Annotated in this window: 18 protein-coding genes; 12 read left to right on the top strand and 6 right to left on the bottom strand. The window is 37.0% G+C overall.

Features of this window, described 5'->3' with window-relative positions; translation table 11 throughout:
- Nucleotides 1-45: 45 nt before the first annotated feature.
- The 7 genes from gmhB (at nt 46) to HEQ36_RS02020 (ending at nt 6,349) form a co-directional block, all read left to right on the top strand.
- A complete protein-coding gene (gene gmhB / locus HEQ36_RS02050; protein WP_015078124.1) occupies nt 46-582 on the top strand; it encodes a D-glycero-beta-D-manno-heptose 1,7-bisphosphate 7-phosphatase in 537 nt (178 codons plus the stop codon).
- 110 nt (nt 583-692) lie between these two features.
- A complete protein-coding gene (locus HEQ36_RS02045) occupies nt 693-1,985 on the top strand; it encodes a DUF563 domain-containing protein (RefSeq protein ID WP_168635294.1) in 1,293 nt (430 codons plus the stop codon).
- A gap of 69 nt (nt 1,986-2,054) precedes the next feature.
- Entirely contained in the window at nt 2,055-3,062 is a 1,008-nt protein-coding gene (locus tag HEQ36_RS02040; protein ID WP_015078122.1) for an SDR family oxidoreductase, read from the top strand.
- A gap of 17 nt (nt 3,063-3,079) precedes the next feature.
- Nucleotides 3,080-3,487 (top strand): secondary thiamine-phosphate synthase enzyme YjbQ, encoded by a 408-nt coding sequence (locus HEQ36_RS02035; protein WP_085929755.1) that lies wholly within the window; start codon nt 3,080-3,082, stop codon nt 3,485-3,487.
- A gap of 2 nt (nt 3,488-3,489) precedes the next feature.
- Nucleotides 3,490-4,611, top strand: a complete 1,122-nt coding sequence (locus HEQ36_RS02030) for a DegT/DnrJ/EryC1/StrS aminotransferase family protein (protein WP_015078120.1) — start codon at nt 3,490-3,492, stop codon at nt 4,609-4,611.
- A gap of 108 nt (nt 4,612-4,719) precedes the next feature.
- Complete coding sequence (locus HEQ36_RS02025) at nt 4,720-5,556, top strand: sugar phosphate isomerase/epimerase (protein WP_053539650.1); 837 nt, start codon at nt 4,720-4,722, stop codon at nt 5,554-5,556.
- A gap of 37 nt (nt 5,557-5,593) precedes the next feature.
- A complete protein-coding gene (locus HEQ36_RS02020) occupies nt 5,594-6,349 on the top strand; it encodes an SDR family NAD(P)-dependent oxidoreductase (RefSeq protein WP_015078118.1) in 756 nt (251 codons plus the stop codon).
- A 134-nt stretch (nt 6,350-6,483) separates the two neighbouring features.
- On the opposite strand, the gene HEQ36_RS02015 is transcribed toward HEQ36_RS02020, so the two are convergent.
- From HEQ36_RS02015 to HEQ36_RS02005, 3 genes are all read right to left on the bottom strand, one after another.
- Nucleotides 6,484-7,341 (bottom strand): HAD-IIB family hydrolase, encoded by an 858-nt coding sequence (locus tag HEQ36_RS02015; protein WP_081424236.1) that lies wholly within the window; start codon nt 7,339-7,341, stop codon nt 6,484-6,486.
- Between the two features lie 385 nt (nt 7,342-7,726).
- On the bottom strand, nt 7,727-9,427 hold the full coding sequence (locus tag HEQ36_RS02010) for a DUF3685 domain-containing protein (protein WP_168635293.1): 1,701 nt from the start codon (nt 9,425-9,427) through the stop codon (nt 7,727-7,729).
- A 187-nt stretch (nt 9,428-9,614) separates the two neighbouring features.
- Nucleotides 9,615-10,061 carry a Fur family transcriptional regulator gene (locus HEQ36_RS02005; protein ID WP_168464973.1) on the bottom strand — a complete coding sequence of 149 codons (447 nt, stop codon included), beginning with the start codon at nt 10,059-10,061 and terminating at the stop codon, nt 9,615-9,617.
- A gap of 266 nt (nt 10,062-10,327) precedes the next feature.
- Between HEQ36_RS02005 and HEQ36_RS02000 the strand changes: the two genes are divergently transcribed.
- Nucleotides 10,328-10,813, top strand: a complete 486-nt coding sequence (locus HEQ36_RS02000; protein WP_053539652.1) for a CRR6 family NdhI maturation factor — start codon at nt 10,328-10,330, stop codon at nt 10,811-10,813.
- Between the two features lie 83 nt (nt 10,814-10,896).
- Here HEQ36_RS02000 and HEQ36_RS01995 read toward each other — a convergent pair whose 3' ends face one another.
- Together HEQ36_RS01995 and HEQ36_RS01990 are read right to left on the bottom strand one after the other, a co-directional pair.
- Nucleotides 10,897-11,739 (bottom strand): RNA-guided endonuclease TnpB family protein, encoded by an 843-nt coding sequence (locus HEQ36_RS01995; RefSeq protein ID WP_053537839.1) that lies wholly within the window; start codon nt 11,737-11,739, stop codon nt 10,897-10,899.
- Nucleotides 11,740-11,945: 206 nt separating this feature from the next.
- Nucleotides 11,946-12,887 (bottom strand): glycosyltransferase family 9 protein, encoded by a 942-nt coding sequence (locus HEQ36_RS01990; RefSeq protein ID WP_053539653.1) that lies wholly within the window; start codon nt 12,885-12,887, stop codon nt 11,946-11,948.
- A gap of 195 nt (nt 12,888-13,082) precedes the next feature.
- On the opposite strand from HEQ36_RS01990, the gene ispD reads away from it, so the two are divergent.
- From ispD to HEQ36_RS01975, 3 genes are all read left to right on the top strand, one after another.
- The gene (gene ispD / locus HEQ36_RS01985; RefSeq protein WP_039201346.1) at nt 13,083-13,763 is read left to right on the top strand and encodes a 2-C-methyl-D-erythritol 4-phosphate cytidylyltransferase; all 681 of its coding nucleotides are present in this window, start codon (nt 13,083-13,085) and stop codon (nt 13,761-13,763) included.
- A gap of 85 nt (nt 13,764-13,848) precedes the next feature.
- On the top strand, nt 13,849-14,406 hold the full coding sequence (scpB, locus tag HEQ36_RS01980) for an SMC-Scp complex subunit ScpB (RefSeq protein ID WP_168464975.1): 558 nt from the start codon (nt 13,849-13,851) through the stop codon (nt 14,404-14,406).
- A 103-nt stretch (nt 14,407-14,509) separates the two neighbouring features.
- Complete coding sequence (locus HEQ36_RS01975) at nt 14,510-14,854, top strand: DUF760 domain-containing protein (RefSeq protein ID WP_027401717.1); 345 nt, start codon at nt 14,510-14,512, stop codon at nt 14,852-14,854.
- Nucleotides 14,855-14,970: 116 nt separating this feature from the next.
- Here HEQ36_RS01975 and HEQ36_RS01970 read toward each other — a convergent pair whose 3' ends face one another.
- Nucleotides 14,971-16,173, bottom strand: a complete 1,203-nt coding sequence (locus HEQ36_RS01970) for an HhoA/HhoB/HtrA family serine endopeptidase (RefSeq protein ID WP_168635292.1) — start codon at nt 16,171-16,173, stop codon at nt 14,971-14,973.
- A 458-nt stretch (nt 16,174-16,631) separates the two neighbouring features.
- Here HEQ36_RS01970 and HEQ36_RS01965 point away from each other — a divergent pair, with 458 nt between their 5' ends.
- The gene (locus HEQ36_RS01965) at nt 16,632-17,525 is read left to right on the top strand and encodes a M23 family metallopeptidase (RefSeq protein WP_168635291.1); all 894 of its coding nucleotides are present in this window, start codon (nt 16,632-16,634) and stop codon (nt 17,523-17,525) included.
- Nucleotides 17,526-17,588 lie beyond the last annotated feature (63 nt).

Here is a 17,588-nt window from a genome sequence, read left to right as displayed (position 1 = left end):
GATATCAGAAGTCGGGGATCTGAATCTAAAGGAGAATAATTACCAGTGATTAAAGTGGCTTTTCTTGATCGAGATGGAGTAATTAATATTGATCATCACTATGTTTTTAGATGTGAGCAGTTTGAATTTAATGATGGTATTTTTGCTACTTGTCGTCTACTACAAGATTTAGGTTATAAGCTAATTGTGATCACAAATCAATCAGGTATTGCTCGTGGTTACTATTCTGAACAAGATTTTTTAAGTCTTACTGTCTGGATGTATGAGCAATTTAATAACCAAGATATAACAATACTGGATGTGTTTTACTGCCCACATCATCCCCAATCAACTATATCTAATTACCGTCAAAACTGCCGATGTCGTAAACCGTTACCAGGAATGATTGAACAAGCTTGTCAGAAATATCCTATAGACTTGCAAAGCTCAATCCTAATTGGTGATAGAATATCGGATATGCAAGCTGCTAAAGCCGCAGGAATCGGTAAATTTTATTTACTCAGTCCAGAAATTTTTATTCCTAAAGAATTACAAGTTTCTGCTCGGTTGGATAATCTGGAAGCACTAAAGTTTTTTATTTAATGAATTTGAGAATATGTTTATTAAATATTCATTAAATTTTACTAAACTTTTACTAAAAAACCAGCAAATTATTTTCCTGTCCTATACAAAACAGAGAGATTTACAAGCAGATGAATAAAGTTGGGCGTTATGTTCAAGAATTGCTAATATTTAAACTCATATATCCCATTCTATTGAGATACATTGACGAAAATCTCATCACGATGACTGAGGAGATGGAGAAAGATAAAATGGAGAATAATATTCCTAAATTAGAAGTGGAATATGAACAATTACCTATTCTCAAATTGATTTATTCAATTTTATTTAACTATCTACACAGCAATTTAATTACTAGAGTAGATTTACTCCAGCAATGTCAAGCAGAGAATAATCTTTATCAGTTAAAATATGATGAAATTATTCAAATTGAACCAGCTATAAGTTATCAAGAAATTCCCGCAGCATTTAGAGAAAAAGAAGGTAGCTTTGAATTTACTAATCCTTTTGCTGCGGTTGTCAAAAACGTTGAGTTATTGGGAATTTATGGGATTGGTTTTACTGAGGATAAAAATATTATTTTAGAAACAGTTTTAGATAGAGTAGATGTCTTAGAACACACTACTATTTCTACAATGAGGGCAGGTTTCAATTCTCAATATATTACCCCTATAGCTAATATAGAACATTTTGATTTAGCTTGTTCATTTGTTAATTATTGGAGTCATTTATACGCTCATTGGATTTATGAGGCTTTAACTAGATTAGAAGTCCTTGAATATTATTCTCAAAAAACAGGTAAAAAACCAGTCTTAATAATTGATAAAGATATTCCTAGTTGGAAAATTCGCTCTTTAGAATTGATGGGTTATGGTCTAGAAAATTATATCCAATGGAATGGATATAGAGCTAAAGTTAATGAATTAGTTATTTGCTCTAAAAGACGTGAAGGAGGACGTATTTCTATCAAAGCTTGTCATTGGGTAAGAGAACGTATTCTTAGTAACGTAGATACTTATGCAAATCCAAATCTGGTTTTGAGTCCCAATATTTTTATTTCTCGTAAAAAAGCAAATGCTCGCCGCATTTTGAATGAAGAAGAAGTAAGCAATACTCTCGATAAAATGGATTTTGTACCTTATGTTATAGAAGATTTAGATTTTGCTGACCAAGTAAAATTGTTTGCTCAAGCTAAATTTATTATTGCTCCTCATGGTGGTGGAGTAACAAATATTATTTTCTCCCAAAATTTAACTTTAATTGAACTTTTTGGTCAGAAAATTAGCCATTTCTATTATACAGTTGCTAAAGGATTAGGATTCGATTATGCTTGTATGTTTTGTGAGGTAAAGAATGAAGATATCATTGTCAATTGTGAAGAATTAAGTAGAATGGTTGATAAAATGACAAAAAATAGAATTTGATAATGTAAATTAGATGATCATAAAGCTTGATGAAAATTTAAATTTTGACTAACAGATTATTAATTTTGTATGAACAGTAAATTAAATTCTCCTAAACATTGCTTAGTCACTGGTGCTGCTGGTTTTATTGGTAGCCACTTGTGTGATCTCCTCCTCAAATCAGGTCATAGTGTCGTTGGTTTAGATAATCTGGTGACAGGAAGAACGGCTAATTTAAAAGTGGCTCAAACCTATTCCACATTTACATTTATTGAGCAAGATGTTGCTGATATTTCCCCATCCATATTAACAGATATTGACTGGGTATTTCATTTAGCAGGATTAGCTGATTTAGTTCCCTCAATCCAAAATCCAGGAGCATATTATCATGCCAATTTACATAGTACATTCGTCCTTTTAGAAGCTTGTCGTACTGCTAAAATCCAAAAATTTATCTACACAGCTTCTTCCACTTGCTATGGTATTCCTAATCAATATCCCACATCAGAAACCTATCCTTGTCATCCTAAACATCCATACGGCTTAACAAAATATTTAGGTGAACAATTAGTCATGCACTGGGCGCAAGTTTATCAACTTCCAGCCCTTTCTTTACGATTGTTTAATGTGTATGGACCAAGATCCAGAACCACAGGAGCTTATGGTGCAGTATTTGGCGTATTTTTAGCTCAAAAACTAGCGAAAACCCCTTTTACTGTTGTTGGAGATGGAATGCAAACGAGAGATTTTACCTTCGTTAGTGATGTAGTAGCAGCCTTTATCAAAGCTGCTGAATCGGATATTACCGGGGAAATTATTAATATTGGTTCTGGTAAATCTGAAAGCGTTTTAACACTGGTGAAATTATTAGCAGGAGAAATTACTCACATTCCCAAACGCCCAGGAGAACCGGATTGTACTTGGGCTGATATTACTAAAGCTACGACTCTTTTAAAATGGCAACCTCAAGTACCTTTAAGTCAAGGTGTAAGTGAAATGTTAGCCAATATTGAACTTTGGCGAGATGCTCCAGTTTGGACACCAGAAACAATTCAGCAAGAGACAAAATCGTGGTTTGAGCATTTAGGAAAGGAATAAAAATGACCAACTCATCTATAAGACTTGACCAACAATCAATCAAGGTACAAACTACTGGTAAATCTCTATGTCAAATTACGCCCCAAGTCCAAGCAGTCATTACAGAATCAGGAATTACAGCAGGAATTTGTAACCTTTTTATCCGTCATACTTCCGCCAGTTTATTGATTCAAGAAGAGGATGCCAAACCCGACGTGGAAACCTTTTTTGCGAAGTTAGTTCCCGAAAATGGTCAATATCTTTTAGCCGGACAAGGTTTAGATGATATGCCGGCACATATTCGCTCTGCCCTTACCCATACCTCTGAACAAGTTCCGATTGCTCAAGGTCTTTTGCAGCTAGGACGTTTACAAGATATTTATATCTGGGAACATCGTCAGTCTGGTTACATCCGTGAAGTCGTTATCAATATATTGGGATATTAAAAATGTCACAACTATTAACCATTAATCAAATACCCTTCGTTAATCTTAAAAGTCAACACGCTGCCATAAAGTCTGAGTTACTAGCAGCAATGGGTGAAGTCCTTGATGATGGCAACTTTATTTTAGGCGAGCAAGTTGCAGAGTTTGAGCGTCAGTTTGCTCAATTGTGTGGCGTTCGTTATGCAGTTGGTGTTAATTCTGGGACAGATGCCTTAATTTTTGCACTCAAAGCACTTGGTATTCGTTCTGGTGATGAAGTTATTACTGTCCCTAATTCTTTCGTGGCTTCAGCTACCTGTATTCGCATACTTGGTGCTAAACCTGTATTCGTTGATGTGGGCGATGATTACAATATTGATCCAACTAAAATCGCCGCAGCTATTACTCCCAAAACAAAGGCAATTATCCCTGTACATCTGACGGGAAGACCTTGTAACATGAAACCAATTTTAGATATTGCCCAGGAAAATGGAATAGCTGTAGTGGAGGATGCCGCCCAATCTGTACTGGCTGAGTATCAAGGTCAACGAGTAGGTTCTTTGGGAATAGTGGGTTGTTTCAGTTTACACCCCCTGAAAAACTTAAATGCTTGTGGAGATGGAGGAGTAATAGTAACGGATGATTCCGAACTGTATGACCAGTTAAAAATTATGCGGAATATTGGTTTACGAACTCGTGATGACTGTGTGATGTGGTCTCATAATTCTCGCTTAGATACTTTACAAGCAGCTATTCTGTTAGTTAAATTGCGTTACCTCCAGGAATGGACACAGCAACGTCAAGAAAATGCTCACTATTACCAAAGTCAACTTGCGGGTATTCCTCAAATCATAATGCCATGGGAACGAGAGTGGGAAAAATGCGTTTACCACACCTTTGTTATTCAAGCTGAACGGCGTGATCAATTGCGTCAATTTTTGAGCGATCGCGGTATCGGTACAGCAATTCATTATCCAGTGCCAATTCATCTATCTACAGCAGGTAAAGAATTAAGCTATCCAGCAGGGAGTTTTCCTGTCGCAGAAATGCAAGCAAGCCGCATCCTGAGTTTACCTATTTATCCAGGACTAACCGTTCAGGAACTTGAGCAAGTTTGTGAAAACATTAAGTTATTCTATCAATAAATAAGCCTCAAATTTTCTTCACTTTTGACTTGCTGTTGTGCATTTTGAATGCACGACAGCTTACCCTCTAAGCTATACACATCATTTCTAAAATCCAAAATCTAAAATATGCTAAAGTCTAACATTAATTCACTAAATATTGGCTGTGCTGCTTGGGGCTGGAGAGAAGTGGAAATACCTGAATATTTCCACTGGATAGCTAACCAAGGCATTCGTTCAGTAGAAGTGAATGCTCATCCCCAAGCACCCAAACATCTTTTACATGATGGTGATGATCAAGCAGTATCTAAAATTGCTGATTGGGCTAAAGAAGCAGGAGTAGATATTATTTGTATAGCAGGAAGAAATAATTTTACACTCTCAGATGCAAATGAGTTAGAAACAGAAATTAAAAGAGTAGAGCGTTTTGTTGATAGTGCTGAAAAATTAGGGGCAAAATTTGTCAGATTATTGTCTGGTGATCACAGAAATGATTATATTCTCCCAGATGTTTTTCCTCTGTTGCATTATGCTTTTAATAAAATCGGTGATTACGCCGAAGAACGAGGAATTCAAATAACGATTGAAAATCATGGTGGACCAACTGCAACCGGACAAAGAGTGGCCAGAATGATGGAAGGTATTAAAAGTCCTGCTGTTGGTATTAACTATGATCCCGCTAATTTTTTGAATCAGGGAACTGATCCTTTGATGGCACTCCGCTATATTCTTCCTTGGGTAAATTATAGTCATTGGAAAGATGTGCAATGGGTTAATGGTAGTCCTCAATTCTGTGCTTTTGGAGAGGGAGAAATTGTCTGGGAACCGATTATTAAAGAACTATTAAATGCAGGTTATCAGGGATATTGGGTGGTTGAATATGAAGAAACATCAGATGTTGAGCAGGGAACGAAAGAGAGTTTAAATAACTTGTCTCAAGTATTACAAAAATTTGCCGTTGTCTAAGTTTATTTCATTATTTTCATCAGGGGTTAGCAATTAAATGTCATTTTCTTTAGATGGTCATGTGGCCTTAGTTACAGGAAGTTCCGCTGGTTTAGGGAAAGCGATCGCTCTCAAATTGGGACAAGCAGGTGCTAAGGTAGCAATCAATTACAGCAATAACGAATCACGGGCTAAACAGGCTTTAGCTGAACTTGAACAACAAGGTTGCCAAGCTATTTTGGTTCGTGGGGATGTTACCCAAGAAGAAGATGTAGCAGCAATTTATGAAGCGATCGCCTCTCAACTGGGTGCAGTAGATATTTTGGTGTTAAATGCCACAGGAAACCAACCCCAGATCCCCTTTGAGGAATACACCTGGCAAGATTTCCAAACCATGCTGGATTTTTTTATCAAAAGTCCCTACTTATTAACTCGTATTTGTTTACCCTCCATGAAACAAAAACAATGGGGACGAATTATTAATATTAGTAGTGACGTTTGTTTCCGCTCAGTTAATAACTTCAGTGCTTACGTTACTGCCAAAAATGGACAACTGGGATTTACACGCAGCATGGCCACCGAATTAGCGCCTTTTGGTATTACAGTTAATGCAGTTGCTCCCGGTTGGATACCCGTAGAACGCCATGAAAACGTTCCTCAAGAAAAAAAAGACGCTTACCAAGTCAGAATTCCCATGCAGCAATGGGGTACTCCACAGGATATTACTGAAGCAGTGCTTTATTTCGCCAGTCATGAGTCCAGATTTGTTACAGGGCAATATTTATGTATTAACGGTGGCTTTACTCTTATGTAAATATGATTAAGACTGATTGAGTTATAAACAATTCAGCTTTTTCAGGATTACACAAAAAATACCAAAAATATGGCGTTTCATAATTGCGGAATGTGGGATGTAATATATCAAACATTCTGACTCATGACTCTTGATTATTTAATAAGTGTTTTTAATACAGATAATATTCCTTTAGCATATTCATTTTCTGCTATTTGAAAATGTAATTTCCTAGCTTCGCTGGTTGCATTTCCAACTAAATAACCATGTCTAACAGTTTGCAGCATTTCAATATCATTACCACTTTCACCAAAAGCTATGGAGTTTTGATAACTTACATTTGTCTGCTGTAAAATAAAATTAACTATATGTTTTTTACCTGTCCCTGATGGGATAAAATCAACATCATAGCAATTGTTTGGATCTCCAGATAAAGGATTTGCTTGACTAATATTTACTTGAATACCAGCTTTTTTCACTAACTCTTTTATCTTCAAAATTGCCTGATTATCAATTAGATCATTTTGTTGATGGTAATAGTAATTCTTTAAAAAAGGACAATCTGCTATTTGAGGTTGTGGTGTCAAATGTATATTATCTAATTTTAAAAAACTAACTAAGTTATTAACTAAATTCTCAGAGAATCCAGTTTTCATGAGATTGTTTTCCCATATTTTATCTTTTTCAGCGTATTGGTTTTGATTGAAGTAGATTAGTTCAGTCCCTAAACTACTAGCAATAAAATGAGGTAATAATGTCAAACCACATTTATTTATTTTATCAAAAACTGAAGTTAAACTACTACCAGTAACCCAACCAAAAAAGATTTGTTTCTGATATGTTTCATTTAATAAATACTCCTCAAGTTCTTTGAGATCATTTTTATAATCCTCTCTATTTTGATGAGCAAGATAAGTTTCATCAAAATCTGTAAAAACAACGTATTTTGGTTCTGGGACAGAAGGTAACAGTTTTATATTATGTTTGCAATATTTCATATAATGCTTATACATATTATTTTATTTTTTGTGAGATTCGGGCGAAAAGACTTTATATTTTACATTCTATTATAGCCCACATTCAGCAGGTAAAACCAGAAAAAAGGTATTTTAATCATTCTCATCAATTGACAATTAAGTTTTTTCAGCGTGCCTTTCGTTAGGTATAAGCAAGTTTTTTAGCTTTTATTGTTATCGTAGTAAGTAGGTTGGCGTTGAAAATTGTCGTTATGGCAAGGCAAAAGGCAAGAGGCAAGAGTGAAGAGGGTTTGGGCGATTTTACGTTTCTTTACACAGTTTGGTTTTATTGTGTTCACCTACTTACATACGCGAACAAAATATTTTTGAATTCACCCCCTATATCCCCTTAACCGAGCAGTATTGAATGACTAATGACTAATTACCTATTCTTCCGTTGTCCTTTTTCTGACAAAGAAACACTACCAATTCCTTGCAAAATACCTCTACCAACTAAACCTAAACCCTTACCGACTATTTGAGTAAGGACGAAAACAATTCCAGTTCCTAAAAACCCTACCAATGATTGGATACGTGGAGAAATAGCATCCCGAAATTCCAGTATTAATGTTACCCCTAAAGGAATACCGGAAAGTTGAGCTAATTCTTGATTTCGAGGAGCATAAATTGATATTTTCGTAATTCCACGAGGGGAGAAAACAAAGAACTCATAGCGACTTTCAAAAATAGTTTGTGCTTCAGTTATATATTGATATAATTGATATTTCCAAGATAGATTATTTCTGAACTTCTCAATTTCCCTAGTAGAAATCATTTGCCAGTTATAAAAATTTTGTTTAATACTTTCCTCATCTGCCAAGTTGTTTAGTAATGGTTGAATTACAGCATTAGCTATATGAATCAATAAATTCTCTAAAACTAATAATGCTTGTGATTGAGATTCTTTAGTTCCTGCTGGGTAAGAAACATTATCAACATATAAATCTGTCAGTAATAGTAAATAAGACAATAACTCAAATAATAACGGCACTTTATTAATAATTTCTGTTTGCAAATCTGTATTTTTATCTAATAAAAACTTGACTAAATTTATTTCTTGTTTGTCTAAAATAATCCAAGAATAATTACCAAAAAATTCCGTAATAGCAAATTTCCATAAATCTAGAGAAATCTGATTTTGTAAATTAAATAGCTGATTTTTATCGAAATTAAAAGTATGTATTTCTTCCACCTGGGTAAAAAATTTCTTCAGAATAATATAAAGCAACTCTCGCTTTTTATTTTCTCGGAGAATATCAATTTCTAAAGGTGTATTAGTAAGATTTTCTAAAGAAAATTGCAATTTATTTAAACATAAAGTAAATAATTCAGATTGCAGTTGTCGAGAACTAACTATAGGTGGTATATTAATTGATGGTCTTACATCCGCATCTAGTTTAATGATATTATCCTGATTCTGAATACTGAAGGATAGTAATTGGTTTTCTGGGGGTGGTTTTTGTCTTTCTTTCGGTATTGTCAATAAGTGATTAACAACCCAGCGAGCGGCTAGAAGTTCGCGTCGCTGTCCTGCTAAAATTGCTTTATTTAATAAAGGTATTCCTGGTATTCTTAATTTTTCTGTGACTAGATTAATAGCTTGATCAATATTATTAATTCCTGAATTTTGTAAATTATTTCGCAACTTCGCAAATGGCAAAGGAGAATTAATGATTACTGGTTCTGTGAACCAATAATAACCACCATTAGCAACTTCTTGAAGAATGGGGACTAATTGAGAAATTGATATCCCTTTAGGACAATAACCATTTATTCCTATTGCTTTTGCCGCAATGAGCATTTCTGGTTGGGATTTTGAACTTAAAAGTAATATAGGTATGTGGGGATATAAAGCTTTTAGTTGTTTACAGAACTGCAAACCCAATTGTTCATTCCCTAATTCTAAAATGATTAATTTAATTTGCTGAGAATTTACTTGCGCTAAAACCTGTAAAGCTGCGGTATCTGTGGCAACGTCTGCTATAACTTGTAAATTAGGAATAGCTTCGAGTGTTACCTTTAGTCCTAAACGGAAAATTGGATCTGGGTCAATTAATAAGAATTGTAATAGGCGATCGCTCATTTTTACAAGAGATTTGATTCCTGATTTTTAGGCTAAGTAGGTTGGCGTTGAAAATTGTCGTTATGGTAAGGCAAAAGGCAAAAGGCAAAAGGCAAAAGGCAAGAGGCAAGAGGGTTTGGGCGATTTTACGTTTCTTTACACAGTTTGGTTTTATTGTGTTCACCTACTTAGTTTAAATTCTCAATTCCTAATCATTCACTTTGTCACGATAACCATAAAAGTTAATTGTATATTCAGAAATCTTAATTCCTGTTTGCGCTTCTACTTGACGTAACAACTCTTCGGGTAATTCTATCTGCACATCTAAAATCTGATTTGTATCTATACAGTTAACATGACTATGGGAATCACTATTATTTCCATATAATCGTCCATCACCATGTTCAATACACTCTATAATACTCTGGCTAGATAAAGCTTCTAGATTTTGATATACCGAAGTATGTCCAATTTCTTTACCTTCTTTATTGAGTCGATCATAAATCTCCCTAGCAGAAAGATGCTCTTTCGCTTGCCAAAGCAACTCCAGTATAAAGCGTCGCTGACGACTGACACGCATTCCCAACATTTGACACCTATCCAAAGCATCTTCTAAGGAACGAATAGGTTTAAGACAACTTCCTTGCTTGTACATATTTCAGGTTGTGAATTCTAGAAATTGGAAATCAATTCAAAATACCCTCACTACAGGACTCACTCCCGCAAAATTAAAGAACACTTTGCCTTTTGCCTGTTTACTAACTCATAATATTCCGAATCTAAAACAAACTCATAACAACTTTATCTTAAAATTCCTCTCAATGTCTACCTCAAGTGGTTAAAAAACTGTTACTGTGAATTGTCAACACTGTTGAGTAAGTAAGTATCTATCTATCTATCTATCTATCTATCTATCAGTCCATGACAATCACAATCACCCTCAACAACGATTCTATTTATAGTTTAGATGTATCACCTGCCTTAATGGTGATTGAACCACTGCTGCAAGCAGGAAATATTTGCTCCTATGAACAGCAACTACGTCTAGAAATTAATTATGAACAGGAAGAAAATGATCCACGGGAGTTATCGGAAATTCCCGAGGTAAGACTATGGTTTGTGCGTCTTGATGCCAAGTATCCTTGGTTACCATTTTTACTAGACTGGAAAGCCGGAGAATTATCTAGATACGCAGCAATGTTAGTACCTCATCAGTTTAGTTCTAAAGAAGGTATCCAGTACAACCCCGAAGCCTTAGAAATATTTTTGATGCACAAAATCTTTATTTTAAGTGATTGGTTGTACAAACAAGATATTGTTAGTCCATCTCGACTCAAATCCTTAGCGCAAATTCTGGGCTATGAATTAGATGATGCTTTCTTTGAAATGATTGAAAAAACTAATTAATTTGGAAAGGGAACAGGGAACAGGGAACAGGGAAAAAATTTCCTTCTGACTCCTGACTCCTGCTAGATGATTTTGAATGTGAACTACCCACACTGACCTGACGGTACAGTGTCGGCTTCCTGTCCAACAGAAAGCACAGTAGTAGACTTCTTGCGTCCTCTATTACTGCGACTTATTTCTGGGCGACAGGCTTCTTGATGAAGTTGTTCATGGGGGAAACCCCCAAGACCACACTTCATCGCTTTATCCCCCGTTCCAGAGGTCAAAATTCGTAGTCCCTCATCTCTGAGGTTTATTGCTGCATTAATATCTCTATCATGTCTAGTCTGGCACTTTTCACAAGTCCAGAATCTTATATCAAGTGGCAAACTACCCACTTGATTAAGGCATACATGACAAGTTTTCGACGAAGGAAAGAATCTATCAACTTCTTGATAAATCTTCCCTTCGTTTTCTGCTTTGTATTTAAGCATGGTGCAAAACATCCCCCAGCCAACTTGTTGAATAGATTTGGCTAGGCAGTGATTTTGCATCATGCCTTTAACATGAAGATTTTCCACCACAATAACTTGGTTTTCGTTAACTATCCTACGAGATAGTTTATGGAGAAAATCTTCTCTACAATTAGTTATCTTTCTATGGACTCTAGCAACTTTCTTTCTAGTTTTATTGCGGTTATTAGAGCCTTTTTGTTTTCTGGATAATTGCTGTTGTTTTATTTTTAAGTTCTTCTCATGTTCTTTCTTTAGCTGAGGAATTATCTTTTTGACTTCGTATCCAGACAGTCCTTTACCCGTTTCTTTATATGTTTCATTCATCAAATTCAAAAAATAGTTCCATAACCAACGACAACTGCCAAAAGCTTGTGCTAATGACTGCTGCTGCTGGGCATCTGGATATAATCTGATTTTGACAACTTTTAACATATTAGAGCGAAAGAAATTTACTATAAAACACTGTAACACACTATAACACAAGATTTGTGAATTGCCTCCATGTTTTTCTCCCTTGCTGTCGCTTTGGTCGAAAAACTGTCGTTAATTCACGCGCCATTCATCCCACGCTGCCCTTCGGGTCAGTCGTGGGGCTTCTGTCGGTTAAGCTAAAATCTAAAATCCAAAATTGATAATAGTTAACTTCCCCAAATTTTTTCTAAGACTATTTGGGGCGCAATATCTGCTAGTTTTCCAGTGGGTGAGGTAATAGCTAAGACTTTTTCACTTGTGGGTAATAATTTTTCTGAGTCCGTAGAATTTAGCAAAGCTATTGTATATGTTTCTACTGCTATACTCAATTGCAGAAGACTATTTTCTACAGACAACATTAAACTAGCGCCACCAATGATGGCGGTTAGTTTGCCAATATCATCGGGGGAAGTAACTTTAATATTGTGACAATGTTCTAAAATTGAACGCACAAACGACTCATTATCAGCTTCTTTAATGACAACAACGGGTAAATCTGGTTGTTTTTCTTGGCAAGCTGCAATGATTTTTTGCCAACTTTCTACAGGGTAGGTTGTATCTAAATTAGATCCACCAGCATTGATGAGAATAAAACCTGATTCACTTACGCCTAAACGTTTTTGTTCTCCTTGCGCCCATTCGATGTCTACTTTTGGCACATTTACTGATAGTGGTGGACAAGGAGTATTAATCTTTAAAGGTTTGAGTAGGTCATGGTACACTTTTGCCACATATTGGGATAGGTTGGGTGTAATGTGATTAGTGAGAAAAACCGCACCTTGTCCTTGATAGCCAATGCGTGTGGGGATTCCTGTTAACCACATTAGCAAGCCTACTAACCAACTTTGTCCAACAATAATAGCGACATCATACTCACGATCGCGGATCATGCCAACTAAGTTACCCCAATCAGCCAAACTATTACGATCTTTGTAGTCAAAAGTTAATACATCATGAACTGACTTGCTTACTCGGTAAGCAGCCTTTGACTGGGGTTCGACAATGACATCTATCTGCGCGTCGGGATAATAACGCTTAAGATCATCAAGAGTGGCAAAAAAAAGAATTTGGTTATCAATTGAACCAGGTACAAGGGTTACTACACGCATAATATTTATTAACGTTTATTGTTTTATATTTTAGGAGAATATAGGTATTGAGAATTATGAGTCACGATCTTAAGATGTAGGGGCGCAGGGCGTGCGCCCAAGGGTTAGAAGTTAGGAGTTTTTGAATTTTGCTAGTGAAGTTATTCTCAAAAATGGGTATTCTGAATTTATTTAATTAAAGATCAAGGAAAAGTTGTGCATTTACTAATTCCCGCTGCTGGAAGTGGCAAAAGAATGGGCGCTGATCGTAATAAACTTTTATTACAGGTACGTTCAAAACCATTGATTGCTTGGACTTTGTTGGCAGCAGAAGCCGCAAGTTCTATTAGTTGGATAGGAATTGTTTCTCAACCTCAAGATTGGGACAAGTTCAAGTCTATTATCGCTGAATTAAAGCTAAAAAAAACAATAGAATTAATTTCTGGTGGTTCTACTCGTCAAGAGTCAGTTTATAATGGCTTACAGGCATTACCAAATAATGCGGGACAGGTATTAATCCATGATGGCGCTCGTTGTTTGGCAACACCAGATTTATTTAATGCTTGTTCTGAAGCAATTCTCAATTGTTCTGGTTTAATTGCGGCTGTACCTGTTAAAGATACCATTAAAGTTGTTGATGACAATGGCATAATTAAAAGTACACCAGAACGTAAACAACTTTGGGCGGCTCAAACCCCCCAAGGGTTCGATGTCAAATTGTTAAAACAGTGCCATGCTGAAGGTGTCCGTCAAGGTTGGGAAGTGACTGATGATGCGGCTTTGTTTGAAAAATGCGGTATTGAAGTGAGGATAGTTTCGGGGGAAGAGACTAATTTGAAAATTACTACTCCTCAAGATTTAGCGATCGCAGAATTTATACTTAGTTATAGAGAATAAGCAGGGGAGCAGGCAGCAGGGGGCAAGCAGGGGGAGAAAAATTTTCTAAAATCTAAAATCCAAAATCCAAAATCTAAAATACTGAATGCCCAAGAATATACCTATAGTAGGCAAAATAGAAGCGATTCTTTATTTAAAGGGTAAACCCTTATCACTAAGTGAAATTGCTGAATATGCGAAATGCGATCGCTTCACAGCAGAAGAAGGAATTATCCAACTAATTGAGAATTATTCCCGTCAAGACACAGCTTTAGAAGTCGTAGAAACTGAACATGGTTATAGTTTACAACTGCGGTCAGAATTTCATGATTTAGTGCAAGCTATAATACCAGTAGAATTGGGAGTTGGGGCATTACGGACATTAGCAGCGATCGCCCTCCATAATCCCATATTGCAAAGTGAATTGATTAATTTACGGGGTTCAGGAGCTTATCAGCACGTTCAAGAATTAGTAGAATCCGGTTTCGTCCGCAAACGCCGAGAAAGTGATTCTCGCTCCTTTTCTCTGCAAATAACACCAAAATTTCATCAGTATTTTCAAATCGAACAACTACCCCAAATTTTGGCAATTCCAGACAAAGAACAGCAACTAGAACTGGAGTTAGAAGGATTAGAGGCAGAGGAGGGAACAATTCAAAATTAAAAAACCCTTCTCTATTCCCTATTCCCTTTTCTCTGTAGAAAATGCGCTACCCTATGAATATGGTTTAGAGTAAAATCAGCAGTTAAGCTAATATAAATCGCCAATGGTGTTTGATCCTGACTTTTTGCAAGACGACTCTGAGCAACACCCTAATCAACTTCTGAATGATCGCTTTGGGGACAACCCAAACCAATTACTGAAATATTTACAGCATCAATCTCCTGAAGTTTTAGCCCGTGTAGCCCAAGCTGTCAGCCCCGAAATTAAACAAATCATTTCCCAGAATGTCCAAGGACTCGTGGGAGTGATACCGACAGAACATTTTAATGTGCAAATTACAACAGACCGGGAAAATCTAGCGGGAATACTAGCATCAGCAATGATGACAGGTTATTTTCTCCGCCAAATGGAACAGAGAATGCAATTGGAACATTTATCCAATCAATAGGAGTCAGGAGTCAGGAGTCAGGAGTTCACCAAAAACAAAGAACAAAAAGAAAGTTTCTTCCTCCTCCCCAACTCCTCCCTGTTCCCTGTTCCCTGTTCCCTGTTCCCTGTTCCCGGCTATTGAGGATAATTTCCCGAACGAACCTTAAAGATTTGAGTTTTCCCATTGCGGTTGACTTCTATGGTAAGAATGTCTCCAACACTACTCGATTCGACTATCTTTTGGACTTGAGCCGCAATTTTGATTTGTTTACCATTAACTTTTTGAATCACGTCACCAGGAAGTAATCCTCCTATCTGTGCGGGTGATTTTTCCATAACTTTTCTGATAACAATTCCCACGTCTGGCTGAATGTTTAGCTGATCTTCCGCTTTCAGTCGCTCTTTTGTGGTTGTGGAAATGTCTATCATCTCAATTCCTAGAAAGGGGTGAGCAACTTCTCCTGTGGTAAATAGTTCATTGGCTACACGAAAGGCGGTTTCAATGGGGATAGCAAAACCAAGTCCTTGAGCATCAGCACGGATAGCAGTATTTACGCCAATAACTTGCCCTTGAGCATTTAAGAGTGGTCCACCAGAATTGCCAGGATTAATAGCTGCATCTGTTTGGATAAAACTAACGCGCTTATTGGGAACGCCTACTTGGGCGCTAGTTCTGTCCGTGGCACTGATAATGCCAATAGTGACAGTATTATCTAAACCTAACGGATTGCCTATAGCGATCGCCCATTGTCCAGGAATTAAATTTTGTGAATTACCTAACTTGACTATCGGCAACTTGTGGGCGGAAATTTTGACTGCGGCTATATCTGTCACCGTATCAACCCCTACCACCTTCCCCTCAAAACTCCGCCCATCTTTGAGGGTAACTTGAACCGTGTCTGTATCTGCCACTACATGAGCATTAGTTAATAACTTACCATCCTCACTCAGTATAAATCCTGAACCTGTCCCTCGCTCAACTTTTTCTGAGGGGATTGGTTGTTCATCCTCTTTAAAAAAATGGCGAAATAAGGGATTTTTGAGAGCTTCAGTCATCGGATTTGATACTTTACGAATTGCATTAATTCGCACAACCGCAGGACCAACTCTGCCGACAGCAGTGGCGATAAAATTGATATTATCACTTCCCGAAGTGTTAAGTATGCCATTGACAGGTTGAGGAGCAGCAGATTCAGCAGGTAAAGTTACTGCCACATTTTTTAATTCTTGAAATGAAAGATTGTGCGTCCAAAAATAACGACTAACAAATACACCACCACCAGAGCCAATTACCACCAAACCTAGATAAACAGCCAGTTGCTTCCAAGATACATTCATAATTATTAAGAATAATGGCACTCAAGGACAGATGAAAGCTTATCTCTTTAGTGTAATCAAGCAAACCTTCAGTGAACAGATCATTTGAGCGATAAATATCAAAAATTTGTCAGCATATTCGGGGATCATATCTAGTAGTCTGTCAACCCGAAAATGACGGGTGAAGGGGAGAAGAGAGGTGGGGGAGGTGGGGGAGGTAGGGGAGGTGGGGGAGGTGGGGGAGGTAGGGGAGGTGGGGGAGGTGGGGAAGGTAGGGGAGGTGGGGGAGGTAGGGGGGGAGGGAAGAACAGAAGTTTTTTTCCATTACCCGTCAAAATAAATTTGACGAACTACTAGTTCTTAGATTTCATCATGGATTTACTCAAAATAGGTAGTAAAAAGATAGAGGAAAAACTTTATCCTATCTTTAACAATTCCCCACTAAAATCTAAAAATTAGCGGTTTCTGGACTTCTTTACATGAAATTTTCCTATTGTTCACTATGTTTTTTGAGCTTATTTAGCACTTTAGGTTTATTATCCACCTTATTACAATTACAAAGTGCTAATGCTAGTCCAGGGAGTTGTCCTGTTCCCGTCTTAGCTCGTATCCAACGTCATCAAGTTAATCGCGGTGAAACTTTAGCAAGTATAGCTAATCGCTATAATCTATCACCAGAAACCATTATGGGAATCAATCCATCTGTTAAGAATGGGGTGGTAAGTCCAGGTACAGAATTGCAAATTCTTCCTTTTAATGGCATTGTTGTGGAAGTTCCTCGTAATCAAAGCTGGCGACAAATCGCATCTAAATATAAAGTTCGCCCAGATACAGTCTTTGAAATCAATGGTTGTCAGAAAACCCCTAAATTTGTTTTTTTACCAATACTTCCAGGGGTAACTAATACTACTGCCCCTACTCCTGCTGCTGGGGTAATTGCTACGGCACCTAGTACCCCCGCTGAAAACATTACTGGTTATCCCTTGCCAAGTGTTACAGAGGTTGGATTAGCTTATGGTTGGCAATATCACCCGGTAACAGGAGACGTTTTCTTTCATAGTGGACTAGATTTGTTAGCGCCAGTAAATACTCCTGTGGCAGCGATCGCTCCAGGAATCGTCGTTTTTGCCAAGGAACAAGGTAGTTACGGCAAATTAGTCATTATTAACCACGCAGGTGGCTCACAGAGCCGTTACGCCCAACTTGACAGCATCAAGGTCACGCTCCGTCAAACGGTCAACAAAGGCGATATTTTAGGATCAGTGGGAACTACAGGACAACCAACCTCTACTCAACCCCATCTTCATTTTGAAATGCGTTCTAACGGTTATTTAGGTTGGGAAGCAAAAAATCCCAAGGAGTTTTTAAAGTGAGGAGTCAAGCCATAGTTCAGAGCTAATAACTCAAGTCCCTTTTAACGGATTATAAACGAAAAA

Origin of the sequence: Anabaena sp. 54 (assembly GCF_017355725.1) — a bacterium.
In the GTDB taxonomy this organism is placed as follows: domain Bacteria; phylum Cyanobacteriota; class Cyanobacteriia; order Cyanobacteriales; family Nostocaceae; genus Dolichospermum; species Dolichospermum heterosporum.
Note: the sequence above shows the minus strand (reverse complement) of the source record. Positions and strands in the feature narration are given on the sequence as shown.

Excerpts from the sequence above, each read along its gene's own strand:
- HEQ36_RS02040 (WP_015078122.1), top strand. The coding sequence starts at position 2,055 with ATGAACAGTAAATTAAATTCTCCTAAACATTGCTTAGTCACTGGTGCT.
- HEQ36_RS02000 (WP_053539652.1), top strand. The coding sequence starts at position 10,328 with ATGACAATCACAATCACCCTCAACAACGATTCTATTTATAGTTTAGAT.
- HEQ36_RS01970 (WP_168635292.1), bottom strand. The coding sequence starts at position 16,173 with ATGAATGTATCTTGGAAGCAACTGGCTGTTTATCTAGGTTTGGTGGTA.
- HEQ36_RS02020 (WP_015078118.1), top strand. The coding sequence starts at position 5,594 with ATGTCATTTTCTTTAGATGGTCATGTGGCCTTAGTTACAGGAAGTTCC.
- HEQ36_RS01995 (WP_053537839.1), bottom strand. The coding sequence starts at position 11,739 with ATGTTAAAAGTTGTCAAAATCAGATTATATCCAGATGCCCAGCAGCAG.
- HEQ36_RS02045 (WP_168635294.1), top strand. The coding sequence starts at position 693 with ATGAATAAAGTTGGGCGTTATGTTCAAGAATTGCTAATATTTAAACTC.
- HEQ36_RS02015 (WP_081424236.1), bottom strand. The coding sequence starts at position 7,341 with ATGTATAAGCATTATATGAAATATTGCAAACATAATATAAAACTGTTA.
- HEQ36_RS01990 (WP_053539653.1), bottom strand. The coding sequence starts at position 12,887 with ATGCGTGTAGTAACCCTTGTACCTGGTTCAATTGATAACCAAATTCTT.
- scpB (WP_168464975.1), top strand. The coding sequence starts at position 13,849 with ATGCCCAAGAATATACCTATAGTAGGCAAAATAGAAGCGATTCTTTAT.
- HEQ36_RS02010 (WP_168635293.1), bottom strand. The coding sequence starts at position 9,427 with ATGAGCGATCGCCTATTACAATTCTTATTAATTGACCCAGATCCAATT.
- HEQ36_RS01965 (WP_168635291.1), top strand. The coding sequence starts at position 16,632 with ATGAAATTTTCCTATTGTTCACTATGTTTTTTGAGCTTATTTAGCACT.
- HEQ36_RS02005 (WP_168464973.1), bottom strand. The coding sequence starts at position 10,061 with ATGTACAAGCAAGGAAGTTGTCTTAAACCTATTCGTTCCTTAGAAGAT.
- HEQ36_RS01975 (WP_027401717.1), top strand. The coding sequence starts at position 14,510 with ATGGTGTTTGATCCTGACTTTTTGCAAGACGACTCTGAGCAACACCCT.
- HEQ36_RS02025 (WP_053539650.1), top strand. The coding sequence starts at position 4,720 with ATGCTAAAGTCTAACATTAATTCACTAAATATTGGCTGTGCTGCTTGG.
- HEQ36_RS02030 (WP_015078120.1), top strand. The coding sequence starts at position 3,490 with ATGTCACAACTATTAACCATTAATCAAATACCCTTCGTTAATCTTAAA.